At 68.3% G+C, this 24,851-nt stretch carries 22 protein-coding genes; 13 read left to right on the forward strand and 9 right to left on the reverse strand.

Going from position 1 to position 24,851, the window contains the following annotated elements:
* Window positions 1-7 precede the first annotated feature (7 nt).
* On the forward strand, window positions 8-1,621 hold the full coding sequence (locus tag Q0747_RS12605) for an alpha-amylase family glycosyl hydrolase (protein ID WP_298255159.1): 1,614 nt from the start codon (window positions 8-10) through the stop codon (window positions 1,619-1,621).
* Between the two features lie 71 nt (window positions 1,622-1,692).
* On the opposite strand, the gene Q0747_RS12610 is transcribed toward Q0747_RS12605, so the two are convergent.
* On the reverse strand, window positions 1,693-2,166 hold the full coding sequence (locus Q0747_RS12610; RefSeq protein ID WP_298255161.1) for a GreA/GreB family elongation factor: 474 nt from the start codon (window positions 2,164-2,166) through the stop codon (window positions 1,693-1,695).
* A 170-nt stretch (window positions 2,167-2,336) separates the two neighbouring features.
* Here Q0747_RS12610 and Q0747_RS12615 point away from each other — a divergent pair, with 170 nt between their 5' ends.
* The gene (locus Q0747_RS12615; protein ID WP_298255263.1) at window positions 2,337-2,510 is read left to right on the forward strand and encodes a hypothetical protein; all 174 of its coding nucleotides are present in this window, start codon (window positions 2,337-2,339) and stop codon (window positions 2,508-2,510) included.
* A gap of 113 nt (window positions 2,511-2,623) precedes the next feature.
* On the opposite strand, the gene Q0747_RS12620 is transcribed toward Q0747_RS12615, so the two are convergent.
* Both Q0747_RS12620 and Q0747_RS12625 read right to left on the reverse strand, forming a co-directional pair.
* A complete protein-coding gene (locus Q0747_RS12620) occupies window positions 2,624-3,250 on the reverse strand; it encodes a response regulator transcription factor (protein WP_298255163.1) in 627 nt (208 codons plus the stop codon).
* Complete coding sequence (locus tag Q0747_RS12625; RefSeq protein ID WP_298255165.1) at window positions 3,247-4,434, reverse strand: sensor histidine kinase; 1,188 nt, start codon at window positions 4,432-4,434, stop codon at window positions 3,247-3,249. The genes Q0747_RS12620 and Q0747_RS12625 overlap by 4 nt, the downstream gene beginning before the upstream one ends.
* A gap of 168 nt (window positions 4,435-4,602) precedes the next feature.
* Between Q0747_RS12625 and Q0747_RS12630 the strand changes: the two genes are divergently transcribed.
* Window positions 4,603-5,676, forward strand: coding sequence for an FtsX-like permease family protein (locus tag Q0747_RS12630; RefSeq protein WP_298255166.1), 1,074 nt, complete (start codon window positions 4,603-4,605; stop codon window positions 5,674-5,676).
* Window positions 5,673-6,368, forward strand: coding sequence for an ABC transporter ATP-binding protein (locus Q0747_RS12635; RefSeq protein ID WP_298255168.1), 696 nt, complete (start codon window positions 5,673-5,675; stop codon window positions 6,366-6,368). The genes Q0747_RS12630 and Q0747_RS12635 overlap by 4 nt, the downstream gene beginning before the upstream one ends.
* 72 nt (window positions 6,369-6,440) lie before the next feature.
* Here the strand turns inward: Q0747_RS12635 and Q0747_RS12640 are convergent, their stop codons facing one another.
* The gene (locus tag Q0747_RS12640) at window positions 6,441-7,208 is read right to left on the reverse strand and encodes a FadR/GntR family transcriptional regulator (RefSeq protein WP_298255170.1); all 768 of its coding nucleotides are present in this window, start codon (window positions 7,206-7,208) and stop codon (window positions 6,441-6,443) included.
* Between the two features lie 150 nt (window positions 7,209-7,358).
* On the opposite strand from Q0747_RS12640, the gene Q0747_RS12645 reads away from it, so the two are divergent.
* The 6 genes from Q0747_RS12645 to Q0747_RS12670 all read left to right on the forward strand — a co-directional run bounded on the left by Q0747_RS12645 (window position 7,359) and on the right by Q0747_RS12670 (window position 16,584).
* Entirely contained in the window at window positions 7,359-8,813 is a 1,455-nt protein-coding gene (locus tag Q0747_RS12645) for an APC family permease (RefSeq protein ID WP_298255172.1), read from the forward strand.
* Window positions 8,814-8,817: 4 nt separating this feature from the next.
* Complete coding sequence (locus Q0747_RS12650; RefSeq protein WP_298255174.1) at window positions 8,818-9,738, forward strand: acetamidase/formamidase family protein; 921 nt, start codon at window positions 8,818-8,820, stop codon at window positions 9,736-9,738.
* 104 nt (window positions 9,739-9,842) lie between these two features.
* The gene (locus Q0747_RS12655) at window positions 9,843-11,261 is read left to right on the forward strand and encodes a DUF3375 domain-containing protein (RefSeq protein WP_298255176.1); all 1,419 of its coding nucleotides are present in this window, start codon (window positions 9,843-9,845) and stop codon (window positions 11,259-11,261) included.
* Entirely contained in the window at window positions 11,258-11,908 is a 651-nt protein-coding gene (locus tag Q0747_RS12660) for a DUF4194 domain-containing protein (protein WP_298255178.1), read from the forward strand. The genes Q0747_RS12655 and Q0747_RS12660 overlap by 4 nt, the downstream gene beginning before the upstream one ends.
* Window positions 11,898-15,296 carry an ATP-binding protein gene (locus Q0747_RS12665; RefSeq protein ID WP_298255180.1) on the forward strand — a complete coding sequence of 1,133 codons (3,399 nt, stop codon included), beginning with the start codon at window positions 11,898-11,900 and terminating at the stop codon, window positions 15,294-15,296. Before Q0747_RS12660 ends, Q0747_RS12665 begins: the two co-directional genes overlap by 11 nt.
* Window positions 15,286-16,584, forward strand: a complete 1,299-nt coding sequence (locus Q0747_RS12670) for a Wadjet anti-phage system protein JetD domain-containing protein (protein ID WP_298255183.1) — start codon at window positions 15,286-15,288, stop codon at window positions 16,582-16,584. Before Q0747_RS12665 ends, Q0747_RS12670 begins: the two co-directional genes overlap by 11 nt.
* 80 nt (window positions 16,585-16,664) lie before the next feature.
* Here Q0747_RS12670 and Q0747_RS12675 read toward each other — a convergent pair whose 3' ends face one another.
* Both Q0747_RS12675 and Q0747_RS12680 read right to left on the reverse strand, forming a co-directional pair.
* Window positions 16,665-17,501, reverse strand: a complete 837-nt coding sequence (locus tag Q0747_RS12675; RefSeq protein WP_298255185.1) for an endo alpha-1,4 polygalactosaminidase — start codon at window positions 17,499-17,501, stop codon at window positions 16,665-16,667.
* 98 nt (window positions 17,502-17,599) lie between these two features.
* Window positions 17,600-18,937, reverse strand: coding sequence for a DUF1524 domain-containing protein (locus Q0747_RS12680; protein WP_367277719.1), 1,338 nt, complete (start codon window positions 18,935-18,937; stop codon window positions 17,600-17,602).
* Between the two features lie 753 nt (window positions 18,938-19,690).
* On the opposite strand from Q0747_RS12680, the gene Q0747_RS12685 reads away from it, so the two are divergent.
* From Q0747_RS12685 to Q0747_RS12695, 3 genes are all read left to right on the forward strand, one after another.
* On the forward strand, window positions 19,691-20,869 hold the full coding sequence (locus Q0747_RS12685) for a thermonuclease family protein (RefSeq protein ID WP_298255187.1): 1,179 nt from the start codon (window positions 19,691-19,693) through the stop codon (window positions 20,867-20,869).
* An 81-nt stretch (window positions 20,870-20,950) separates the two neighbouring features.
* Window positions 20,951-21,619 (forward strand): CPBP family intramembrane glutamic endopeptidase, encoded by a 669-nt coding sequence (locus Q0747_RS12690; protein WP_298255189.1) that lies wholly within the window; start codon window positions 20,951-20,953, stop codon window positions 21,617-21,619.
* Window positions 21,620-21,844: 225 nt separating this feature from the next.
* Entirely contained in the window at window positions 21,845-22,615 is a 771-nt protein-coding gene (locus Q0747_RS12695) for a hypothetical protein (RefSeq protein WP_298255191.1), read from the forward strand.
* Between the two features lie 53 nt (window positions 22,616-22,668).
* Here the strand turns inward: Q0747_RS12695 and Q0747_RS12700 are convergent, their stop codons facing one another.
* Genes Q0747_RS12700 through Q0747_RS12710 form a run of 3 tightly spaced genes read right to left on the reverse strand, consistent with a single transcriptional unit; the run spans window position 22,669 to window position 24,739 of the window.
* Window positions 22,669-23,067, reverse strand: coding sequence for a PIN domain-containing protein (locus tag Q0747_RS12700; RefSeq protein ID WP_298255193.1), 399 nt, complete (start codon window positions 23,065-23,067; stop codon window positions 22,669-22,671).
* Window positions 23,064-23,336, reverse strand: a complete 273-nt coding sequence (locus Q0747_RS12705; protein WP_298255195.1) for an AbrB/MazE/SpoVT family DNA-binding domain-containing protein — start codon at window positions 23,334-23,336, stop codon at window positions 23,064-23,066. The genes Q0747_RS12700 and Q0747_RS12705 overlap by 4 nt, the downstream gene beginning before the upstream one ends.
* Before the next feature lie 59 nt (window positions 23,337-23,395).
* Window positions 23,396-24,739: a PLP-dependent aminotransferase family protein gene (locus tag Q0747_RS12710; RefSeq protein ID WP_298255197.1), complete on the reverse strand. Its 1,344-nt coding sequence runs from the start codon at window positions 24,737-24,739 to the stop codon at window positions 23,396-23,398.
* Window positions 24,740-24,851: the final 112 nt, after the last annotated feature.

Below are 24,851 nucleotides of genomic sequence, written 5' to 3' on the forward strand. Positions count from 1 at the left end.
GCGCCGGGTGACGCGCCCGCCGGACGCCGCCTCCGGCACCGAGTGGTGGCGCACGGCCGTCATCTACCAGGTCTATCCGCGCTCGTTCGCGGACGGCGACGGCGACGGCGTCGGGGATCTCGCCGGCCTGCTGCGCCGCCTGCCGTACATCGCGTCGCTCGGCGTCGACGGCATCTGGCTGACACCGTTTCAGCCGTCCCCGCAGGTGGACCAGGGCTACGACGTGAGCGACTACTGCGGCGTCGACCCCCTGTTCGGCACCCTGGCACAGTTCGACGACCTCCTGGCAACCGCGCACACCCTGGGCCTGAGGGTCATCCTCGACGTGGTTCCGAATCACTGCTCGTCGGAGCATCCGTTCTTCCGGACCGCCGTCGCCGCTGCTCCAGGTTCGCCCGAGCGCGCCATGTTCCATATCGAGGACGGGCCCGGGGGCGCACTCGAGGGTGACCCGCCGAACAACTGGCGGAGCGTCTTCGGCGGCAGTGCCTGGAGCCGGATCGCCCCTGACTCGGAGACGGACCGGCAGTGGTACCTGCACCTCTTCTCCCCCGGTCAACCGGACTGGAACTGGCGGAATCCCGCCGTGGGCGAGTATTTCGAGGGCGTGCTCCGCTTCTGGTTCGACCGCGGCGTGGACGGGCTGCGCATCGACGTCGCGCACGCACTCTTCAAGGCGGAGGGCCTGCCCGACGCCGACCGCCCGGAGGACGTCGTGGACGGTCTGCGTTCCAACCCACAGGTGTCCGACCAGGAGGAGGTCCACGCCGTGTACCGGCGGTGGCGCCGCCTCGCCGACTCCTACTCCCCCGCACGGGTCCTCGTGGGCGAGGTGAATCTGGCGCCGCATCGCGCCGCCCGGTACACGCGGCCCGACGAGATGCACCAGGCCTTCGCATTCACCTTCGCCACAGTGGGCTGGGATCCCGCGGCGTGGGCCAGGATCGGTACGGAGCTCGATACCGCCCGCAGGGAGCACGGAGCACCACCGACCTGGGCCCTCGAGAACCACGACCTCGTCCGGACCGTCACCCGGTTCGACGACGGCGGCGGGCGCGGTGTCGTGCGTGCCCGTGCCGGACTGCTCGCCCTCCTCGGGTTGCCCGGCGGCGCGTACATCTACCAGGGCCAGGAAGTGGATTTGCCCGAGGTGGATGTACCCGCCGAGGCCCGGGCGGATCCGATGTGGACGCGCAGCGGCGTGTCCAGGGACGGGGCCCGGGTGCCCCTGCCGTGGACCATCGCGCCGGCTGGCTCGTTCGGCTTCTCGCCCACGGACGATGCGGTTCCCTGGCTGCCGATCCCACCGGGTTGGGGGTCGATGTCGGTCGAGGCGCGGGAGCGGGACGCCGCCTCGACGCTGCACCTCGTCAGGGCAGCCCTTGACCTCCGCCGCTCCCTGCACGAGGAGGGCGTCCTCTCACCTCACGACGGCGGCATGTGGCGGGCCGAGGACAATGGCCTGCTCGTCTGCGAGCGCAGCGAGCTGTTCCTGGTCGCCGTCGCGATGGGCGATGCTCCGGTCCGCCTCCCGGAAGGGCGCATCATCCTGGCGTCCTCGGCCCTGACCACCGAGGGGCTCCTCCCGCCCGACGCTGCCGCGTGGGTGTGCCGGGCGTAGCTGCACCGGTCCTGGCACCGGATCGGGCGTCCGGGCAGCGAACCTGCCCAGTCCCCGTCACCGTGACCCGGTCAGCTCGCTCCGGCCAGATCCGGCGTCGTGACCTGCGCGGGCGGGACCTCCGCTCCGGCGTAGGGTGTCGCGGACACCACGGAGACGGACACGGTGGCGCCGCGCGGCGTCCGGTAGGACGCCTCGTCCCCGGGCTTGAGACCGTGAATGGCGAGCCCGAGCGGGCTCCGCTCACTGAAGACGTCCATGCTGCTCTCACCGAAGATCTCCCGGCTGCCCATGAGGAACACCTCGGGGTGACCGTCGATGACGGCGTTGACCAGCATCCCGGGCTCCACGACACCGTCGTCGGCCGGCTGATGGGTCCGCGCGTCCTTCAGCACCGACATGAGCTGGCGGATGCGTGCTTCCGCGGCCACCCGCTCCGCGGACCCCTGACTTCCGCGAGCAGCCAGCAGGCCGTCGAGCTCCGCCTGCAGGCGTGCGTGGACCTGGGGTGTGAGCCAGGTGACGGGTGCGGATGGATGGGTCATCGGGACTCCTCTGAAGGTGACGGGACCGGGTCCGGGCAGGATCGATCGCGGCATTTCGACGGACTGGTGAATACACAAGTTTAGCCGCTTTATTTTTCTTTTCAATTCTCTCCGACCCCCGGGACTTCTGGCCGGGAAAAAGGGGACTGGCAAATAAAAAATTACCGCGTATGGTTGATGCCATAGCGAAAAGAAAAGGCGGTGATCGCGTGTCGGGAAAATCTCCTAGAAGTGTTGGCACGAAGAAGCAGGGGAAGTCGATCCTCGAGAAGCGGGCCGAGAAGAAGGCGAAGGCCGACTCGAGTGACCTGCTGTTCTCGAAGCCCCGCAAGAATCAGCGGTAGCACCGGCACACGGGCACGTCCGCCCGGTCATGACCTCCGAGTGGCCGCCTGGACAAGTGCGAATTCCGGTGAAAGGCACCATTCCTGACGGGATGGTGCCTTTTTGCTTTCTGTCAGCGCAGAATTCCTTTACGGCGCGCCACGGAGACGGCCGCCGTCCGGGAAGCGACGTCGAGTTTCGAGAAGATATGTGCCAGATGTGATTTCACGGTGGTCTCGCTGATGAAAAGTCCCGCCGCGATCTCCTGGTTGGTGCGCCCGGCCCCCACTTGCTCCAGCACCTCGATCTCGCGGGAGCTGAGATTGACCCGAGGCTCCCGCATGCGGTCGAGGAGACGCGACGCGATCACCGGGGCCAGGGCGCTCTCGCCCGCCGCGGCGGCCCTGACGGCGTTCATGAGCTCGTGCGGCGGTGCGTCCTTGAGCAGGTAGCCGCTCGCGCCGGCCTCGACGGCTCCGAGGATGTCGGCGTCGGAGTCGTAGTTGGTCAGCACCAGCACATAGGGAGCCGCATCGAGCGCCCGGATGGTGCGGGTGGCACCGGCACCCGTCGTCGTCTCACCACTGCCGAACTGCAGGTCCATGAGGACGACGTCGGGATTCTCGTGCTCCGCGGCGTCGAGCGCCTCCTGGGGGGTGGCGGCCTCCGCGACCACCTCGATGTCGGGCTCGATGCTGAACAGTGCCTTGAGCCCCGCGCGGACGATGGGGTGGTCGTCCGCGATGACCACCCGGATCATGCGGCCTCCCCCGGCGCGAGCGTCACGGCGAGGGTGGTCCCGTGGCCCGGGGACGCCTCGATGCTGAGCGTGCCGCCGAGCTGCTGCACGCGCTCCTGGGTGGCCTGCAGACCGAACGAGTCCGTCGTCCCGCCCGTCGCAGGGGTGAGGACCTGCGGGTCGAACCCCTCGCCGTCGTCGGTCACCGTGAAGCGCACGTCGCTCCGGTCGACGTCGAGGGTGATGGTGACGGTGGTGGCGTGAGCGTGCTGGATCACATTCGCCACCGCTCCCTGCGCTATGCGCAGCAGCGCCGTCTGCAGGTGCATCGGCAGCGTCACCGTGTCGGAGACGCGCACCCGCACCGCGAGTCCCTGGGCCGACCACTGCGTCCGCGCGAGGCGGCGGAGGGCACCCCCGAGCCCCTGGTCGTCGAGTTCGGGAGGGGTGAGTTCGCGGATGAAGCGGCGCGTATCGGCGAGATTGGCGGCCGCGGTCTCGCGCGCCAGCCGGATGTGCTCGACGCCGGGCCTGTCGGCATCGGCGCGCTCGGCCGCGTGCAGCAGCAACTGGATGCTCGAGAGTCCCTGCGCCACGGTGTCGTGGATCTCGCGTGCCAGCCGGGCGCGCTCGGAGAGCACCCCGGACTCGTGCTCCGTCGCAGCCAGCTGGTCGCGCGTGGCGAGGAGCTCACGCATGAGAGTCTCGCGCTGCTCCGCCTCGCGGGCCAGGGCCTGGTAGCCCAGTCCGATGAGCAGGGCCACGCCCGCACCCACGGTGGGACCGACCACCCCGCCGGCGGTCCACCCGGTGTGGAGCGCCAGCCCGGTGATCGCCACTGCGGTCGAGACGACGATCGCGGCGGAACCCCACCACCGGCCCAGGAGGTGCAGGTAGAGGAAGAAGAGGGCGAAGACCAGGAAGGCTGCGTCCGGCGTCAGTACCAGCAGACCCACCCAGCCGAGGGTCAGGACCCCCACCCAGGCCGCCCGGACCACTGGCGCACCGGCGCGGGACCGCACCGGTAGGAGCACGCCCAGACCGTAGACCACCAGGAGGAGGGCGGAGAGGAGGATGACGACGGCGCTGTACTCGCCGGGGCGCAGGACGGCACGGACGATCACGACGACGGTGAGGAGTGCGAACAGCACATGGAGCCCTGTGCGCAGGCCCACGAAGACCGGGGTCAGAGCGGTAGGGGCCATGGGCTGAATGCTACGCGACCACCACTCGACCCTCCCATCCTCCGAAAGGACGACTCCCGGACCCTCCCTTCGGAGCCGCGAGGACGTTCTGGCGGCCGATGTGTCCCGCAGCGCGGATCGGCAGAGTTGAGGGTGTCATCTCCTCCGGTGACATGAAAGGAAAACACCATGTTCGTCGCGTTACGCGATCTGCGCTTCGCCCGGGGCCGCTTCGTCCTCATCGGGGCCGTCGTCGGCCTCATCACCGTCCTCGTCGGTTTCCTCAGTGGTCTGACCGGCGGACTCGCCAACCAGAACATCTCGGCCGTCCTCGACCTGCCCGGCGACCGCGTGGTCTTCTCCACGCCGTCCAATGATCAGGAGGGGAGTCCCACCTTCGCCGACTCCAGGATCACGGAGGACCAGGCTGCGGGGTGGGCCGCTACGGACGGGGTGTCCTCGGCGCAGCCGATCGGCATCAGCCAGACCAGCGCCGAGTCCGGTGACAACCGGGCGGCCATCGCGGTCTTCGGCGTCCAGCCCGGATTCGAGCCGGCCTCCCCGTCCGGCGACGGCTTGCTCAGCCTGTCCGGGACCGCAGCCGATGACCTCGGTGTCACCGTCGGTGGGGAGGTGGACATCGCCGGAACCACCTACACCGTGGAGAAGATCGACGGCGAGCGCTGGTACAGCCACACCACGGTGGTGCAGATGACCCTCGGCGACTGGCAGTCCTACTCCGATGCGACGGGCAACCCGGACACGTTCGCCACCGTCCTCGCCGTCACCGGCTCCCCCGACTGGGAGGCTGCCGACACCGTCCAGGCCACCGTCTCGGAGGGCACACTCGGATCGCTGATGGCCCTGAGCGCCTTCAAGTCGGAGATCGGTTCGCTGCTGCTCATGGTCGCCATGCTGTTCGGCATCTCGGGTCTGGTCATCGGCGCGTTCTTCACCGTCTGGACCATGCAGCGCAAGGGTGACGTCGCCGTCCTCAAGGCCCTCGGCGCCAGCACCGCGTCGCTGGTCCGTGATGCCCTCGGCCAGGCGCTCGTGGTGCTGGTCATCGGGATCGGGATCGGCCTGGGCATCGTGGTGCTCCTCGGCCTTCTCCTCGGATCGGCACTGCCCTTCATCCTCAGTCCCCTCACCACGCTGCTGCCCGCCGCGATCATGATCGCCCTGGGCCTCGCCGGAGCGGCCTTCGCGCTCCGTTCAGTCACCTCCGCAGACCCCCTCACAGCACTCGGGAGCAACCGATGATCCACCTCGATGACGTCACCCTCACCTTCCCCGACGGCGAGAACCGCATCACCGCCGTCGACCACGTGTCCCTCACCGCCCATCCCGGCACGGTCACGGGCATCACCGGACCCAGCGGTTCCGGGAAGTCCAGTCTCCTCGCCGTCGCCGCCACGCTGATCCGCCCCGACTCGGGTCGTGTGATGATCGACGACGTCGACACGGCGACCATGGATCCCGCCGAGGCCACCGACCTCCGCCGCACGAAGATCGGCATCGTCTTCCAGCAGTCGAACCTCATCCCGTCCCTGACCTCGCAGGAGCAGCTGGCCGTCATGAACGAACTCGGGGCCTTGAACAGCAGGCAGCACCGGGCGGAGGCCTCGGCACGCGCAGCGACGCTGCTCGACGCCGTCGGGATGGGCGACCAGGCCGACAAGCGGCCCCACCAGCTCTCCGGTGGTCAGCGCCAGCGGGTCAACATCGCCCGGGCCCTCATGAACGAACCGAGCGTCCTGCTGGTCGACGAGCCCACCAGCGCCCTGGACCAGGAGCGCGGAGCGAGCATCATCGAGCTGATCCTGCAGCTCACGGGCGAGATGAACACCTCGACCCTGCTCGTCACCCACGACCTCGTCCACCTCCCCCGGATGCACGGCTCGGTGAACATGGTGGACGGCCGGCTCAGCAGCGCCATGACGGTCCCTGCCTGAACCGGTCGTGGACGAGGGCCGGCCGACTGACCGCTCCTCGTCCGTGTCGTCGGACCGCCGCGACGGCCGGCATCACCCCTGGGACAGCAGCCGTTCCAGGGCTTCCTCCATGATCTCGAGGTCGATCCGGACGTGGTGCCGGGCCACGTCCTCCGCCGTGACGGCGTCCCCCGTGCAGATCGCGTGGATCAGCGTCTCGTGATCGGCCAGCGAGCGCGCCTCCATCGCCGCCATCCGGTCCACCGGGCCCCAGGGATGAGCGGGCGAGGCCACGCTCAGGCGGCGCTCCAGCTCGGCCAGGATGGTGGCGAGCGCCGCATTGTGGGCGGCAGCACTGATGGCGGCGTGCAGGGCGGCGTCCGCCTGCTGCGACGGATGTCCCGAGTCCGCGGTACGGAACGCGGCCAGTCGCTGCGTCAGGAGGTCGACGTCGTCCGCCGTGTGGTTCGTCGCCGCGGCCCGCGCCACCGCCCCGTGGAGGAGGGAGAGTGCCTCGCTCAGCTCCCTGATCGACTCCCACCTGGCCTGCAGGGTCCGGCTGACTGCGTCCCGGGAGGAGTCCTCCCACTGGCTGCTGACGAAGGACCCTCCCGTGCGGCCCCGCTGCGTCACCAGCAGCCCGGCCTCGACCAGTCGTGAGATCGCCTCCCGCACCGTGGTGCGGCCCACCTGCAGAGCGGCGGCGAGCTCCCGCTCGGAGGGAAGCCGGGAGCCGGGAAGATACTCACCCACCGCGATGGCCGTGATGAGGCGATCGGTGATCTCGTCCCCGCGGGAGGGACCGGGATCGGCCACACGCAGGGGGGAGGCCAGCGGCGCCACCGCAGATGCGGGGCTCACCAGATGGTCCGGACGACGACGAGCGTCCTGGTCCGGCGGGGACTCCGATCGAGGCATCCTCCATGGTAGATGACGGAGCTCCGTAAAAGGTCTTGGCGTAAAACCATTTCTGCGCAATGATGTTGCCCACCTTCAACCGGAAAGATCACCATGGCCGCATCGCGCTCGGACCAGGAGTCCACAGCCCAGCAGGAACTCGAAGCCTATGGCTACAAGCAGGAGCTCAAACGCTCCGTCTCCACCGTGGATCTGCTGATCTACGGCCTCATCTTCATGGTGCCCATAGCGCCCTGGGCCATCTTCGGCACGGTCTACAACGCCTCCGAGGGCATGGTGCCGCTGGTCTACCTGATCGGGCTCGTCGCGATGCTGTTCACCGCGCTCGCCTACGGCCAGATGGCGAAGGCGATCCCGCTCGCCGGGTCGGTGTTCTCCTACGTGGGACGCGGCATCCACCGGACAGCCGGCTTCTTCGCGGGCTGGGCCATCCTCCTGGACTACCTCCTCGTACCGACCCTCCTCTACGTCTTCGCGGCCGAGTCCATGATCGGGCTCTTCCCCGGCTCCGCGCGCTGGGTGTGGGCACTGATCTTCGTCGCCATCAACACCGTGGTGAATCTGATGGGCATCAGTTCCATCAAGATCATGAACCGCGTCTTCCTGGCCGTCGAGGTGGTGTTCGTCGTGATCTTCGTGATCCTCGCCGTCGTCGCCCTCAACGGCGGCACCGTCCCGGGTGCGGAGTTCAGCAGCGCTCCCATCTGGGACTCGAGCAAGGTCACCGGGCCATTGCTCGCCTCGGCCCTGTCCATCGCGGTACTCAGCTTCCTGGGCTTCGACGGCATCTCCACCATGGCCGAGGAGTCCACCGGCAAGCGCAACGCGGCGGGCAAGGCCATGCTGCTCGCCCTGGTGATCGTGGCGTTCTGCTTCATCGTGCAGACCTGGTTCGCGAGCCTGCTCGCCGGGGGACGTGCCTCCTTCAGCGACGACGAGGTGGGCAACGCCTTCTTCCTGCTGGTCGAGGCGGCCTCCTCCAGCGGCTGGGCCACCGCGTTCTTCGTGGTCAACGTCCTGGCCCTCGGGATCGCCAACGCCATGGCAGCACAGGCGGCCACCTCGCGCCTGCTGTACTCGATGAGCCGGGATCGTCAGCTGCCGACCTTCCTGAGCAGGATCAACACCCGCAAGGTACCCCAGTACGCCATCCTGACCGTCTCGGCGATCTCCGCGGTGCTCGTGCTCTTCTTCGTGGGCCAGATCGACGTCATCTCCGCCCTGGTCAACTTCGGCGCACTCTTCGGATTCATGCTGCTGCACCTGTCGGTGATCGTGCACTACGTGGTGCGGCAGAAGTCCACCAACTACCTGCTGCACCTGGTGGTGCCGGTCATCGGTTTCCTGATCATCGGCTACGTGCTCCTCAACGCCAGCATCGAGGCCAAGATCGGCGGCGTGGTCTGGCTGATCATCGGCGCCGTCGTCTTCGCCTACTACCGTAGGACCGGCCGCACCACCGGTGCGCTCGGGTCGGACGCCGCCGACGGCGGGCCCGACGACGACCAACGACCGGTGCCCGCCACCGGAGAACGCGGAGGACTCTGACACCATGGACCACTTCCTCGACAAGTCCCACGGCCAGCCGAATTTCTCGTCCACCACCGAACCCGCCCTGCGGATCGAGCCCGGAACGGGTGAGCGCATCGGCTTCGAGACGAGTGACGAGGTGTACGCGCAGCTGCACGAGCACCGCGACATGGGCAAGCTCACGGCACAGCTGAATCCCGTCACCGGTCCCGTCCACGTGGAGGGCGCCCAGCCGGGCGACGCGCTGGCCGTGACCATCCACGAGATCAGGCTCAAGGACTGCGGCTGGTCCGTCAGCCTGCCCGGCACCGGAGCACTGCAGCACCGGATGGGGTCGGAGATGTTCACGCGCCGCGTCCCCATCGATACCCAGGGTGTCCACGTGACGGACCGGCACGTGCTCGAGCCCCGCCCGATGATCGGCTGCATCGGCACGGCGCCTGCGAACGGCGTGAACTCCACCGTGATGCCCTCCTACTCCCAGGGCGGCAACATGGATCTGACGGAGTGCAGGCCGGGCTCCACCGTCTATCTGCCGGTGATGGTGGAGGGCGCGTATCTGTCCATCGGGGACATCCACGCCATCATGGCCGAGGGTGAGTCCTCCTTCGTCGCGATCGAGGCGGAGGGGATCGCCGTGGTGAGCGTCGACGTCGTCAAGGGCATGGAGCTGCGTGCCCCGCGGGTGGAGACCGACGACGAGTGGATCTTCGTGGGTCTCGGCGATCCCGTCCAGGAGAGCATCACGCGCGGGTACGAGGACATGTTCGACTTCCTCGTCACGGATCGTGGCTGGGAGCAGGGTGACGCCTATGCCCTGATGAGCGCCGTCGGGCACAGCCGGCTCGGCGGGCCGACGGGCAGTGGTGATCCCGACCCGCTGCACCCCATGACGCCTGTTGGGGCGGTGACCACCCACCGCCTCCCGAAGAGCGTCCTGTAGCTCGTCGCGGACTTCAGGGGCTCATACACGGGGACCTACCATGGAGAGGAGACCGGACACGTAGAGACCCTGGGGCATGAGTGGATTTTCACAGGATCGCGTCGTTGCGCGAGAACCACGCGGGATGGTCGCTGCTGCGTGCCCAGCACGCGCCCCTGGCCCTCGCACTGTTCATGGCGGCCTTCACCGAGCCGAACCAGCGGAACCTGGGGCGACAGCACATCGTCGACGTGCTCGACGACGTGCTGTTCGGTGTGCGGGAGAGCCTCGGCGAGGACGCCTTCCCGCGCTCTGCCGCCGACTACCTCGACGACTGGGCGGCGCCGGAGAAGGCGTGGCTGCGCAAGTACTACGTGCCCGGCCAGGACGAACCGCGGTACGACCTCACCGCGACCTCCGAGGACGCGGTCCGCTGGGTGGAGTCCCTCAAGGGTCGCTCCTTCGTGGCCACGCAGTCCCGGCTCACCAGCATCTTCGCCGTCCTCAAGGCGCTGGTGCAGGGCTCGGAGACGGACCCGGAGGTGCGCCTGACCGAGCTCCGGCGGCAGCGGGACGCGATCGACGCCGAGATGCAGCGCCTGGAGACCGGTCAGGTCAGCGTCATGGGAGCACCGGAGGCTTTGGATCATCTGCAGCAGCTCACCGGTCTCGCCAGGGATCTGCTCGCCGATTTCCGCGAGGTCGAGCAGAACTTCCGCACCCTCGACCGCGAGGTACGAGAGCACATCACCACGTGGGAGGGGACGCAGGGCGAGCTGCTCGCCTCGATCTTCGCGAACCAGCAGGGCATCACGAGCTCCCTGCAGGGACGCACCTTCCAGGGGTTCTGGGACTATCTCATGTCCCCGCAGCTCCGCACGGAGTTACGGGATCTGCTGCAGCGGGCCACGCAGATCGACGCGCTGGCCGGACGGGAGGAACTCCGCGGGCTCGGGACCCTGCACCAGGACTGGCTGCCCGCCGTCGAGCAGACCCAGGCGACCGTCCGGCAGCTCTCCCAGCAGATGCGCCGGCTGCTGGACGACAAGGTGTTCCTCGAGAACAAGCGCATCATGCAGCTCATCCGGCGGGTCGAGGGCCGCGCGCTCGCCACCCGCACCCGGCCGCCGTCGGGCCCCTTCCTGAGCATCGATGCACCCACCGTGGAGGTCGCGCTGCCGTTCGAGCGCCCGCTCTACGAGCCCAGCAGCCGGGTGAGCGTGGACGACGTCGTCCACCTCGCCGACGACGCCGACGTCGATGCCGGTGCGCTCTTCGACCAGTTCCACGTGGACACCGAGCGCCTGAACTCACGCATCGAGGCGCTGCTCGACGACGCCGACCAGGTCACGCTCGCGGAGATCACCACGGCCTTCCCGCTCTCCCAGGGACTGTCCGAGATCGTGGCGTACTATCAGCTGGCCACCGAGTCGCCGTGGGCGTCCGTGACCGCGGACAGCACCGAACAGCTCGCCTGGACACTGCCCGATGGCAGCATCCGCGAGGCGACCATCGACCGGATCATCTTCGTGAGGCCCTCGTGACCCTGTCCACGCCCGACCACGACTCCGCCACACCTCCCGAGCTCCCGGGTGTGGTGACCCGCCTCTTCAAGGGCGTCGTCTACGCCGAGGCGGACGAGAAGACCTGGCAGGCCCTGCTGGCCCTGACCTCCCAGGTACGGGACTACGTGGCCGTACTCGGTCTCGAGCTGATCCTCGACGAGCCCGAGGGTTACGCCTTCCTCCGCTCCCGCCAGGACGCCGACGGCACCCTGCCCCGCCTGATCCCGCGCCGGCAGCTCACCTTCACCGTGAGTCTGCTGCTGGCCCTGCTGCGCGGACGGATGCTCGAGTTCGACACGAACAGCAGCGAGCTGCGCCTGGTCATGACGGAGGAGGACATCGCCGACATGGTCTCGGTGTTCCTGCCGGAGAGCAGCAACGAGGCCCGCGTGCTCGACCGGCTCGGCACCGACATCAAAAAGATCGTGGAGCTGGGGTTCCTCCGGAAGATGCGCGGGCAGCAGGGCACATACGAGGTGATGCGGATCCTCAAGGCCTTCGTCGACGCGCAGTGGCTCGAGGAGTTCGACGCACGGCTCGCCGACTACCGCGCACTGCTCACCGGCGGGGCACGAGCGGACGACGCACCACAGGCACCAGCAGAGGGAGCAGCAGATGAGCACTGAGCTCCAGGACAGCCTCTTCACCCTGCCCGATCCCGCGGAGGACGGCGGCGCACTGCCGGGCTTCCGCCTGCAGCGCCTCGAACTGCTGAACTGGGGCACCTTCCACGGTGGTGTCAGGACCTTCACGCTCGACGGCGTCAACAGTCTGCTCACCGGCGACATCGGGTCGGGCAAGTCGACGGTGGTGGACGCCATCACCACGCTGCTGCTGCCGGCGAACCGGATCGACTACAACAAGGCAGCGGGTGCGCAGAAGAAGGAGCGCAGCCTGATGTCTTACGTGCGCGGCTTCCACAAGAGCACGCGCAGCAGCAGCGGCGAGTACTCGAAGCCCGTGGCCCTGCGCTCCACCGGCGCGTTCTCCGTGGTGCTCGGGGTGTTCCACAACGCGCAGCTGGACACCACCGTGACCCTCGCAATCACACTGTGGGCCACGCAGGAGGCGGGTCAGCCCGCCCGCTTCTACTCCCTCGCCGAGACCGACCAGAGTATTGCCGCCGATTTCTCCGACTTCGGTCAGGACCCCGCGAGGCTCAAGCGGAAGCTGCGCAGCGCGGGTGTGGCTGTCCACGACTCCTTCGACCCGTATGCCGCAGCATTCAAGCGCCACTTCGGGATCAGCGGCAACCAGGCCATGGACCTGTTCCACCGCACCATCTCCATGAAGCAGGTCGAGAACATCACGTCCTTCGTGCGGACCAACATGCTGGAGGAGGACGACGTCGCCGCCCGGATCGCGAATCTGATCCACCACTTCGACGACTTGAAACGCGCCCACGACGCCGTCCTGCGGGCCAAGGACCAGATAACCCTGCTGACGCCGATCCGCGAGCACTCCGCCCTGCACGCACGTCTGAGCTCGGAGGACGGACTCGCCCGCGTCCAGCGGGACCAGCTGCATCCGTGGTTCACGCAGCAGCAGCTGGACCTCAGCCTGGAGCACCAGGACGAGCTCGCCCGCACGGCCACCCGGTACCGGGAGGACAGCGCTCTGCTGGGCGCGGAGCTCGCGGCAGCACGGCACGAGCTCTCGGGGATCCAGGAGGACATCCGCACCAACGGGGGCGGACGGCTGGCGGCGATCGACGCGGAGCTCGCCCGGTCGGAGGAGGAGGCACGGGCACAGCGGGCCCGCTTCGAGAACTACCGCACCGCCGCCGAGGATCTCGGACTCCGGATCCCCGAGGACCGCGTGCTGTTCGACGCCAACCGGGCGCAACTGGACGAGGTGGAGACCGGGCTCCGGGAGCGAACCACGGAGCTGCAGGACCAGCAGACCGCCGTGAGCGTGGAACGCTCCGGCACCGCCGACGAGCTGAAGACCATCGACGTCGAGCTCGGCTCCCTGCAGTCCCGACCCGATCTGCTCCCCCTCGCCCAGCTCGAGATGCGGCGCAGACTCTGCGAAGGCACGGGCATCGCCGCGACCGAGCTGCCCTACGCGGGCGAGCTGCTGCGCGTGCGCGACGGCGAAGCCGCGTGGGAGGGCGCGGCCGAGCGGACGTTGCGCGGCTTCGCCCTGTCCCTGCTGGTGCCGGAGGAGCACTACCGCGCTGTCAGCGCGTGGGTGGAGGGCAACGATCTGCGCGGGCGCCTCGTGTATCGGCGCATCAACGGCAGCTACGCGCCGCAGCCCGCCGTCCCGGGCACCCTCGCCGGGAAGATCGCCATCAAGGCGGGCACGCCGCTGCGGGACTTCCTGCTCGACGAGCTGACCAGCCGGTTCGACTACGTGTGCTGCGAGACCATGGAGGACTTCCGGCGTCACCCCAAGGCCCTCACGCTGGGAGGTCAGCTCAAGGGTGGCCGGGGACGCCACGAGAAGGATGATCGCCAGGGACTCGGCGATCGCCGTCACTACGTGCTCGGCTGGGACAACCACGACAAGATGGCCCGGCTGCACGCCGAGCGTGAGGGGCTGCAGGGTCGGCTCGCCGGGATCGACGCCCGGCTGGCACGGCTCAACGCATCGCTCGGTGAGCTGGGCCGGAAGAACCAGCACCTGGGAACCGTCCGCGCCGTCACGGGATTCGCCGAGATCGGCTGGCAGTCCACCTCCCGCAGGATCGCGGACCTGACCACCGAACGCGCCGAGCTGGAGGCGGCGAGCGACGTCCTGCAGCAGCTCACCCGGTCCGAGACCGATCTGCAGGTACGCCTGGCGAAGCTGGACACGCGCAACACCACGCTCCAGCAGCGCATCGGCGCCAACGAGAAGGACGCACGCGACATCGCGGAGACCATCGCGGAGTGCCGCGGGATCCTGGACACGACTCCCCTGACGGGCGACGACGCCGTGCTCACCGCTATCGCCCGCCTCGCGTCCGAGACCCTGGACGGGAAGTCGCTCACGTACCGGAACACCGCCGCGACGGAGACCGCGGCGCGTTCTGTCCTCACGGCGACCATCGACGCCCTGACCAAGCGCATCGCGACGGCCGCGGCGTCCACCGTGCGGCAGATGGCGGACTTCCGCAACGCCTACCCCACGGAGACCGCGGACCTGGACGCGTCGCTCGAGGCGTCCGCGGACTACGACCGCATGCTCGATCAGCTGACCAGCAACGACCTGCCGCGGTTCGAGGCCCACTTCAAGGAGTCGCTGAACCAGAACACCATCCACGAGGTGGTGGCGTTCAACGCCTTCCTGGACAGCCGCCGGCAGGACATCGTCGGCCGGATCGACGAGATCAACGCGTCCCTGGCGGACATCGACTACAACCCGGGCCGCCACATCCAGCTCGAGCACCAGAGCACGTCCGACCTCGACGTGCGCCAGTTCGGGACGGATCTGCGGGCGTGTTCGGAGGGCAGTCTCGGGGACACCGAACAGTACTCCGAGCAGAAGTACCTGCAGGTGGCGCGCCTGATCGAGCGCTTCCGCGGTCGCGAGGGATACACGGCCCTGGACGAGCGGTGGACGGCGCGGGTCACCGACGTGCGGAACTGGTTCACGTTCTCGGCGTCGGAGAAATGGACGGAGACCGGCGAGGAGTTCGAGCACTTCACCGATTCGGGCGGGAAGTCCGGCGGGCAGAAGGAGAAGCTCGCCTACACCATCCTCGCCGCGGCGCTCGCCTTCCAGTTCGGCCTCGGCGCTGCGAGGAACGGTGCCCGGAGCTCCAGGTCCGTGGGCCGCAGCTTCCGGTTCGTGGTGATCGACGAGGCCTTCGGGCGCGGCTCGGACGAGTCGGCGCGCTACGGTCTGGAGCTGTTCAAGCGCATGGAGCTGCAGCTGCTGATCGTCACCCCGCTGCAGAAGATCCACGTGATCGAGCCGTACGTGTCCCATGTGGGCTTCGTGGCCAATACCGCCGGTGACGATTCGCAGCTGCGCAACATGACCATCGAGGAGTACCGCGAGGAGAAGGAGCGCCGTGCCCGCTGAGGCACCGGGTCGGTGGACCACGCTGGCCGATCTGCGGGCCGCGTCCGAAAAGGCGTGGGACCGGGGCGCCCTCCTGCGCGACGTGCTGGAGCCCACCGGTACCTACCCCCGACGTCGTGCGCTGAAGAAACCCACGGCCGCCGAGCTGCGCGACCACTACCCCGCCGCCCGGCGCTGGGCGGGCGAGCTCACCGCCGCCGCGGGAGCCTACGACGTCGAATTCGTGGAGCTCGGCAGCACCACCATCGGCGCCAATCAGGTGCCCGCCGCGGTCGTCTTCGCGGCGGTCGACGACGAGATCTCGTTCGTGGGCAAGACCCGCGACGCGCGGAGCGCCGTCGAGCTGGCGCGGCGCCTCGCGGAGCTCGACCCCGGTCTCCGCGTGTGGGCCGTCGCCCGGCCGCTCCGGCTCGTGGAGTCGGGCGAGGACGCGCTGACGGCCGCGCGGGTGGCCGTGTGGCTGCGCGATCATCCGGACCCGGGCATCCATGTGCGCCAGCTCGGACTCCCCGGCGTGCACACGAAGTTCGTCGAGGGCCACCGCCAGACCATCGACGAGATGGTGACCGCATTGCAGACAGGGCCCGCCGACCCGGATCCCGCGACAACGCCGTCCGGTGAGCTGCAGACCGGGCTGCAGGCAGATCCCGCCGGATCGGATCCCTCGACCACTCCTTCCGACGAGCTGCCCGCCCTCGCCCGCCGCACAGCGGGACGCACGCCTACTGCCCGCTTCGCGGCCCGCCACGGTTTCCTGCGGGCACCCGAGCGCGTCCGTTTCCGGCTGCTCGATCCTGGCCTCGAGGTACTCGGCGGCGCCCGGGACATCACCGTCACCGCCGAGGCCTTCGCCGAACTCGGTCTCCCGATGGAGCGCGTGGTCGTCACGGAGAATCTGGTCAACTTCCTCTCGCTCCCGGACAGTCCCGGCACCCTGGCCCTCTTCGGTGAGGGATACGGCTTCTCCGCCCTGCAGGATGCCGCGTGGTTGCGGTCCTGCAGGGTGGACTACTGGGGGGATCTGGACACGCACGGCTTCCGCATCCTGGATCAGCTGAGATCCCTCCATCCGCACGTGGCCAGCGTGCTCATGGACGAGGAGACGCTGCTGGAGCACCGGGACCGCTGGGGTATGGAGCCGTCGCCGTCGCGCGCGGTCCTCACCCGGCTGACGGCGGAGGAGTGGGTGGCGTACGACGCCCTACGGGAGGACCGCCATGGTCCGTCGGTACGGCTGGAGCAGGAGCTTGTCCGGTGGCAGTGGGCCCTGGATCGGCTGCTGCTCTAGGCGCTCCTGTCCTCGGATTGCCGCCGGCGGCCATGCACCGACGATTCGTCAATGGCCCTGGCAGCCCCGATTCGGCCTACTCAGCACGCCCGGTACAGGTACGCGCGGTCACCGGGCTTGGTCAGGTCCCTGTCCCGCAGGACCATGGACTCCGGCCGGTCCGGGGCCGTACACGGGTCCTCGACTCCGGACTCCTCCGGATATTCAATGCCCAGGACCGCTGTGCCGTAGGCGTCGGCGTAGTCCGCGCACTCGTCGAACTCGACACACTGCTCCGCCACGGCGAAGTCGAACCCGACGTCCTTGAACGTGGCGGACTCCTCGGCCGCGTTCTTCTGTCCCACGAGCATCCCGAGGTCGTGGCTGTGCTCCACGAGCATGGCGGCGAGCTCCAGATTGTCCGGGAGAGTAAGGAGCCCGTCGGACCGGGTGTAAGAGTCGAGATTGTCCAGCTCCACGGCCTCGTACCCCTTGTCGGCACACTCCTGCAAACCCACGCCGATCCGCTCGGCGATCGCAGTGCGCTGGTCCGCCGTCGAGGTATCGAGCAGGAACTCGTCCGGCCATTCGGGATCGGCCAACGGTACGCCGTCGACCAGCAGTACGAGCCCGTCCGCGCCCCAGGACGCCGATTCCTCCGGCTGCGTCTGGAACCCGTTCAGATAGCAGACGGAGTAGAGATCCGCGGCAGGCGGATCCGAGACGTCGCGCACCACCACCTGGACACCGGTAGCGGGCTCGTACGCACCGCCCAGCTGGTAGTCCAGTCGAGCACCCGCCGGAAAGGCGTCAGATACGGCAACGCCGTCGGTCGAAGACTCCTCACTGAGCGCCGACGACGCCTCCTGCGTTCCCGAGCACCCTGCCAGCGCAGTCACGAGGACCGCGACCATGCAGAGCGTCGGCGGGATTCTCATGAGCTGACAATAATCCGTCATCGGGGGGCTGCGCCGATGACGAACCGGTGCTCGTCCTGAGGAAGCCGTGATGTCCGCAACCGGTCGGATCGCTGTCGCTATTCGCAGCCCACGCCGTCACCGTCGCGGTCGAACTTGGGCTGGAACCCGGGTGAGGCTGCTGTGATCGGAGCTGCACCGGCCGCACGGACCGCGTCGCAGTTCTGGTAATAGGGAGCTGCGGGGGCAGGAGCCGCCGGCACGGCAGGTGCTGGAGCGGGTACCGGCGCGGGAGCGGGAGCTGGGGCAGGCGCCGGAGCAGGAGCGGGCGCTGGGGCCGGAGCAGGCGCCGGAGCAGGAGCGGGCGCTGGGGCCGGGGCCGGCGCCGGCGGTGCGGCCTCTGTCGGCTGCGCGACCGACGGTGCCATCTGATTGGTCGGGGCAAGGATCCCGTTGCAATCGGAGAGGATCCGCTTCATGGCGTCATGCTCGGCCTGGGTGACCCAGAGCGTGTAGGTCGCCTTGACCGAGACCTGCCGCGCCACGTACTCGCAGCGGTAGCCGGTGTTCGGCGGCAGCCAGGTGGCGGCGTCGCCCGCGCCCTTCTGCTGGTTCGCCGGGCCGTCCGCGGCCTGCAGATTCAGCGGATCATTGGCGAAGGCCACCCGCTGGTCGAAGGTCAACTGCTGCGCGCCCTTCTGCCAGGCGTCGGCCAGGGCCACCACGTGGTCGATCTGCACCTCGCTGCTCGTGGACTGTCCGCGCTGGAAATCGATGATGGTTCCGGTGTAGGGATCGTCCAGCACACCGGATTCGACCTTGCAGGGCACGGAGTTCGTGTGGACGATGTCGCTGAGATCACGGTTGAGGATGTCGTTGCGGGTATCGCAGCCATTGCGATCGACGTCGAGCCAGGCCCGGCCGAACTCCTCGCGGTCGTAGCCCGTCTTCGGAGCACGGCCCTTGACGGCCAGGGTCTCCAGCAGCGCGAGCGCCTCGGTATTGGCCTCGGGCTGCTTGGCCGGCGCGGACGGATCCCCCGACGCCTCGGCAACAGCGTCCGGATCGAGTGGTGCAACGTCCGGCGTCGTGCCGGCGGTGGCGGAGGGCGTCGGCGTAGGTGTCGGCTTCGGAGTCGGTGTTGCGGACCGTGTGGGCGACGGCGTGCTGGTCGGTCCGCTGCTCGCCTCGTCCGACGGCTCCGCAGCCTCCTCGGAGGCCTGTTCCGCAACGGCGGTGGGGACAGTCTCGTCCGCCGGCGCGATCGCCCCACCCACCAGGAGAGCGACGACGGCCACCCCCGCGGTGATGCCGCCGGCCCGGCGACCGCCGAGACGAGCCCAGGAAGGTCTATTGGTCAGCAGCGTGTAGAGGCCGGTGAAGAACGCGAAGGTCGCGGCCATGATCAAGGCACCGCTGATGCCGCTAGTGATGAGACCGATAACGATCAGGAACAACCCCAGACCGGCGACGACGGCGGTCAGCGGCCTGATCGGCCGGCGATTCGACGACGTCGAGCGGGCAGGCGGACGTGATGGCGAAGAAATGGAAAGCCCCCAGGATCAATGCTGCTGTTTCCCGCGAACACTACTGCCGTCGACGACGAACCCGAGAATCGTTCACCGCTCACATGGGAGCGAGCACTCCCCGACGAGTGCGTCTCAGTTTTGGCGCAGGTTTTCCGCAAGACCCCGGAGGTCGCTGTAGTCGTCGCGCGGTCGGGTCTTTCCACTGGGATCAGTGCTCACATCGGGAAGCGAAGAATCCGACCACCAACCCCTCCGTCGCCTCGAGGACGCACACCGAGCAGATCAAACGGCACAAGGCCTGGAGGGCCCTTGCACAAAGCGCGCAGGAGCCGATAGCCCAGGAAGTTCTGGATACCGACAAAAGTTACCCGGAGACGCTTTTGAGGAGACCGCGAGGGTTTGCGCGTATCGACGGCAGCCTTACCCGGGATGAAACCACCTTGACCGTGAGGACAGCATCGACCGGACCGATGCTTTCAGAAGAGTTGCGCGCTTTTGAGCACCAACTGACGTCCGGGAGAAGGTCGGCTCAGGCGAGGAAGTAGGCATATATTCGATCCGCGGAGCCCGCAATTTCTCCTCCAGCAGCATCGAGACATGCTTCGAATTCCAGTGGTAGCCGTGGAGTGTGGTCCGCGTACACCGTCATCCCCCTGATATCTGCAGAAAAGACCGATCAATTTGCTTCAGTTCCGCCGCATTGCACCAGCTGCCCTCCTGACCGCGACGATCCTCGCCTCCACCCTGACAGCCTGCACGGGCCCGACGTCGTCAGGAGGGACGGCAACCGAGTTCGAGCCGGGCACCGTGGTGCGAGTGATCGACGGAGACACCCTCGTCATCGCCTTCGACGGCTCCGACCAGACGGTCCGGCTGCTGAATGTCGACACGCCCGAGACCAAGCACCCCGACAAGCCGGTCGAGTGCCTCGGCCAGGAAGCCACCGAGAAGTTCGAGTCACTCACGCCGCCCGGCACCCAGGTGGCGCTGGACTTCGACGTCGAGCGCACCGACCGGTACGACCGCGTCCTCGCCGCCGTCTTCGTCGAGGACCAGACCCTCGTCAACGCCGAACTCGCGCGGGTGGGCCTGGGCGTCCCCCTCCTCGTCGAACCGAACAGCAAGTACTACGACGACGTCCAGGCTGCGTACAACGAGGCGACCGAGGCAGGTGTCGGCCTGCTGGATCCCATGGCGGAGTGCACACTCCCTGCCGAAGCGACGCAGGCCGGAGAGGCCCTGACTGCCGCAACCGAGGCTCCCATGGGCGAGACGAGGACTGCCCTCGCCTCGACCGCAGCGGGGATCGCCGCTGCCCTGGTCACCGCCAAAGCCGTGCGGGAGGCGCTCGATGCCGGCAAGGACACCGTGCGCGTCCTCGCTCTCGGTGGCACACGAGCGGCGGCGATGGCGAGGGACCTCGATATCCGGATCGCTGACGGCCAGCGGCGACTCGCTACCGTGAACACGGAGATCACGGCTCTCGAGGAAGCGGAAGCCCAGGCCCGCGCAGAGGCAGAGGCCGCCGAAGCCGCCGAAGCGGAGGCTGCCAGACTCGCGGAAGCAGAACGGATCGAGGCCGAGCGTGTCAGGGCCGACGCCGTGGAGACCGCCCGCATCGAGGCCGAGCGGGTCATGGCTGAGGCAGAGGCGCGCGCCGAGGCCGACCGCCTCGCAGCCGAAGCCGCGGCGGCCGCCGAGCAGGAGGGGATCCGCAATCTCCCGCCGGCACCCGAGCCCTACGTCCCTCCCGTCGAACCGTACGTAGCCCCGCCTCCCCCGGCAGCCCAGGACCCGTACCCGGGGTACACCGGTCCACGCTGCTACGCACCCGGCGGAAAGACCTACCGCCCGTGCTGATGGTGGTATTGCTACCGGTGCCCTGAAGGGGTCACGCTTGATCCGACCCAGTAATGCCGTTGCGGATGCGCTGGAGAGCAGATGCCACAGTCGTCGGGAGCACAGGCGCGATCGCGCTATGCCCTCGTGGGCCTTGCGACAACCTGCCTCGTCGCCGCCCTCGTCACGACTCTCGCCTCGGCCCCGCTCGCGAGTCGCCTCGGACCGGTGGGGACGTATGTAGCTCTCGCCTCGATGTGGGTGATCGCGATCCTTGCCGCGATCGGCTGGTGTCGCCTCGCCCCGGCCGAAACGCTCGGCCTGAAACGCCTGAGCTTTCGGGACACGATGCTCGCACTTGCAGCGGGGGTAGGACTCGCACTCACGGTTCCCCTGCTGAGTGTCGGTGCCGCTGGGATCGGCGGCTACGAGACAGGCACCGTCGAGACCGCCGCACAGTTCGACGTCGGTATCGCCGTCGTCGGGGTGCTCACCGCCGCGGTGACCGAGGAGGTCGTCTACCGGGCTGTGGCAATGGGCGCGCTCACTGCCCTGCGTGCGCCGACCGTGCTGGTACTGCTCGTGCCCGCACTCCTGTTCACGCTCACACATTGGGCGTGGGGCCTGCCCCACACCGTCTTCGTCGTCTTCCCGCTGAGCGTCGCGCTGGGGGCACTCTACCTCTGGCGCCGAAGCCTGGCCGTGAATATCGTGGCTCACCTCGTCGCCGATCTCCCCGTCGTCGTACTGGCAGCAGTCGCGAGCACCTGAGCTGCAGGGACCACCGTGAGTTCTCCGACAGACCGGCCATTACGGGAACCAATGGGTGCCGCCGTCGATTGATCCTTCGGTGCCTGTCTCTGGTCTGCGGAGATCCGAGGCACCTCGAGAAGGAGTGGTCATCGTCCCGAACTGCCGATCGGTCTGGCCGGTTTTCCCTTGCGCGAGGATGGGCAATCGGCTCGAGGTCCTCGTCCGAGGGAACGGATGCATGCCGTGACGACGTCGACGAACCGACGCCGCAACCCGCCGCACCGCCCCCTGCGACTGGTGGTCCTCCTCCTCGTGCTCTCAGTGCTCGCGACAGTCCTCGTGCTGCTTCGACCGAGCGCGATCGACACTCTGGGAAACGAGGCCGGATCCCTTCTGTCGAGGCCGGACTGCGTGGTCCGGACCCCGGATGGTGAGACCGGCCTCGACCGGGCCGAGGCGGAACGTGCGACGACGGCGGCCGCGCTGCAGGCCCGCGGAGTAGAGACCCCGGACACCGCCGATCTCGATGAAGCAGTGATGCAGGCGCTGGCCGTCGGTCCGTCGGAGGGCCCCGGACCGGTGCTGAGCTGCCGAGGTGAGACCGCCGAGGACCTGCCGGAGCAGGCGCTGACCGACAGCGGGCTCACTCCCCGCGCCGAGCAGGTACGCACGGCGATGGTGGAGGTGTTCGGTGAGCAGAGCCTGGGCGGCTTCGCACCCGGTGGCGTCGGCCAGGGACACGGGGAGGAATCCACCCACTACGACGGCCGGGCGATCGACGTCTTCTTCCGGCCGATCACCGAGGAGAATCAGCGTGAAGGATGGCTCCTGGCGCAGTGGCTGGTGGCCCATGCCGGGAGTCTGGACATCCAGTACGTGATCTTCGACGACCAGTTCTGGAGCGCCCGCATCGCCCGGGGGCAGTGGCACCCCTATAAGGCGCCGGCCCCCGCGAACGAGATCCTCCGGCACCTGGACCACGTGCACGTGGATGTCCTCGGTGGTGGTGCCTGACCCGGCCGGCATGTGCACTCGAGCGTCTGCATCGGCTGCCGTACCGGTCAGGCTCAAGCACTGTCCAGGAGCTTCATACCCTCGAGATCTGAAGCATGCCGATCGAAGGTCGCAGTGAACTCGCAGCCCCGCCGGACGCCGTCGAGCGCTATCAAGGCGTCGGCGAAGTCATGCCCTTCGAGCGCCTGTCGCAACGCAGTACGCACGAGGTCCGCGTGCTCCACGAGGATCTCGTCGCTCGATACAAGTGCCAGAAGCGCCGATACGACATCCTTCGCCGGAAGCCGGTACCCGCGCCTCAGCACCCAGTAGGTCTCGACCAGCACCGCCGGACTGATGTAACCGGGCTGGACCGGGGTGAGGGAGCCGAGGAGCGAGGCAGCGAGCGCCGACTGAATGGAGTCATCCTGAGTGAGGAAGCGGACTATGACGTTGGTGTCCAAGCCGATCATGAATGGTCCTCGGAATCGGTAAGTGCCATCCGAGCCAGCGCTTCTTCCTGCACAGCATCGTCCATGGCCTCGACGGAGAGAGTGTTCGCGCCGTCCCGCCGCAGGACACCTTGCAACGACGCCACCGAAGTGCGGACCACCTCCAGGACGAGTCTGCCGTCAGCCGAGAAGACGAAATCGATCCTGCTACCGGCTTCGAGCCCGAGCGCCCGCCTTACTTCCAGCGGGATCGTCACCTGGCCCTTACTCGTCAATTTCGCTTGCACCATTGTCTAATCTTACGCCTCGTTACATTCCTTATCTAGGGGTAAGGAATCCACGTGGACTTTCAGCGCCCACCCGTCCATCGGGCAGCTCTCGCCGCCATCGCAATGTTCCCGGCAAGCTCCTCCACTCCCGAGGTCACGGTCGCGACAGTGACCCGGATGTGGCCGCTCTTCTCCGGCAGCACCTGGAACGGCGTCCCCGGGGTGGCGCCGATCCCCTGGCTCGCGAGTCTGACCAGTGCTGCCGACTCGTCGAGGACGGGCACCCAGAGGTTGATGCCGTCGCTACCCGCCACCACCACGTCGTGCTCGGCGAGCGCCGCGATGACGGCGTCACGCCGTCGCTGGTACTCGTGCCGCGCCGTCGCCACCTGTGTCACGGCAGCATCGTCGGTGAGCAGCGCCAACAGGATGCGCTGCAGCAGGCGGCTGCTCCAGCCCTGACCGAGCTGTCGCCGGGCGTTCATCGCGCCGATCATGCTGCGCGATCCACTGACGGCGGCGAGCCGCAGATCGGGTCCGTGGGACTTGGAGAAGCTGCGGATGTGGAGTGTCTGCTCCGGCACCACCTCGCCGAGGCTCAGCGGTGCCGTCGAGGCCACCGATCCTGCGGCGTCGTCCTCGATCACCAGGGTGCCGGTGCCCCTGAGCACCTCACCCAGCACACGGGCTCGTGGGCGCGTGAGCGAGACCCCGGTGGGGTTCTGGGCCCTGGGCTGCAGGATCACGGCGACGGCCGGAGTGCCCAGCGCCTTCTCGAGCGACTCCACCAGCATGCCTTCCTCGTCCAGCTGCACACCCACCACCTCCACCCCGGCTGCCTCGAGCCGGTCCAGCAGCAGCGGGAAGGTGGGATGCTCCACGATCACCCGGTCACCGAACCGGAAGAAGCACTGGATGGCCAGATCCACCGCGTCCATGGCCCCATCGGTGATACCGAACTCCTCCGCCGCATAGGGCCAGTCCGCACGGAGCGCAGCCACCAGCTCCGGTACCACGGGCGGATCGAGATAGCTGCTCGGCGTCGTGGCACCCGTGACGGAGGTCAGCGCCTTGTCCAACTGCGGCAGGAGCTGCGGGTCCGGCACACCGGTGGACAGATCCAGGCTGAACAGGGTGGGATGCTCCAGCGCCTGCCGGTACCGGTCGGATGCCGTGTGCGGTTCGGCCACCGTGGTGCCACGACGGCCGTCGGTGACGATCGCGCCCGATCGTGCCAGCAGCGACCAGCCGGCGCTGACCGTCGTGGGCGAGAGCTGGAGGTCCCGCGCGACGGCACGGATCGCCGGCAGCTTCGTGCCTGGATCCAGCACTCCGTCACGGACGGCCCTGGTGACGGCCTGCGCGAGGCCGCGGGCCGTGCGGCTCTCGAGACGCTCACCCAGGACCGCGACCGTGTTGATCATTTATGTAACATAACAAACGACCTATTGTAGTGGTAGGGGTTCGCACCTATCCTCGGAGGCAGGAAGAGGCCGCCCCTCGCGAGCCGCTCGTGGTCCCGTACTCAGGAGAACC

The sequence above is a fragment of the uncultured Arthrobacter sp. genome, from assembly GCF_947493765.1.
In the GTDB taxonomy this organism is placed as follows: Bacteria; Actinomycetota; Actinomycetes; order Actinomycetales; family Micrococcaceae; genus Arthrobacter_D.

Coding starts and splice junctions, on each gene's coding strand:
- Q0747_RS12665 (WP_298255180.1), top strand. CDS start 11,898: ATGAGCACTGAGCTCCAGGACAGCCTCTTCACCCTGCCCGATCCCGCG.
- Q0747_RS12700 (WP_298255193.1), bottom strand. CDS start 23,067: ATGATCGGCTTGGACACCAACGTCATAGTCCGCTTCCTCACTCAGGAT.
- Q0747_RS12710 (WP_298255197.1), bottom strand. CDS start 24,739: ATGATCAACACGGTCGCGGTCCTGGGTGAGCGTCTCGAGAGCCGCACG.
- Q0747_RS12630 (WP_298255166.1), top strand. CDS start 4,603: ATGTTCGTCGCGTTACGCGATCTGCGCTTCGCCCGGGGCCGCTTCGTC.
- Q0747_RS12620 (WP_298255163.1), bottom strand. CDS start 3,250: ATGATCCGGGTGGTCATCGCGGACGACCACCCCATCGTCCGCGCGGGG.
- Q0747_RS12610 (WP_298255161.1), bottom strand. CDS start 2,166: ATGACCCATCCATCCGCACCCGTCACCTGGCTCACACCCCAGGTCCAC.
- Q0747_RS12650 (WP_298255174.1), top strand. CDS start 8,818: ATGGACCACTTCCTCGACAAGTCCCACGGCCAGCCGAATTTCTCGTCC.
- Q0747_RS12690 (WP_298255189.1), top strand. CDS start 20,951: ATGCCACAGTCGTCGGGAGCACAGGCGCGATCGCGCTATGCCCTCGTG.
- Q0747_RS12615 (WP_298255263.1), top strand. CDS start 2,337: ATGGTTGATGCCATAGCGAAAAGAAAAGGCGGTGATCGCGTGTCGGGA.
- Q0747_RS12625 (WP_298255165.1), bottom strand. CDS start 4,434: ATGGCCCCTACCGCTCTGACCCCGGTCTTCGTGGGCCTGCGCACAGGG.
- Q0747_RS12705 (WP_298255195.1), bottom strand. CDS start 23,336: ATGGTGCAAGCGAAATTGACGAGTAAGGGCCAGGTGACGATCCCGCTG.
- Q0747_RS12645 (WP_298255172.1), top strand. CDS start 7,359: ATGGCCGCATCGCGCTCGGACCAGGAGTCCACAGCCCAGCAGGAACTC.
- Q0747_RS12635 (WP_298255168.1), top strand. CDS start 5,673: ATGATCCACCTCGATGACGTCACCCTCACCTTCCCCGACGGCGAGAAC.
- Q0747_RS12675 (WP_298255185.1), bottom strand. CDS start 17,501: ATGAGAATCCCGCCGACGCTCTGCATGGTCGCGGTCCTCGTGACTGCG.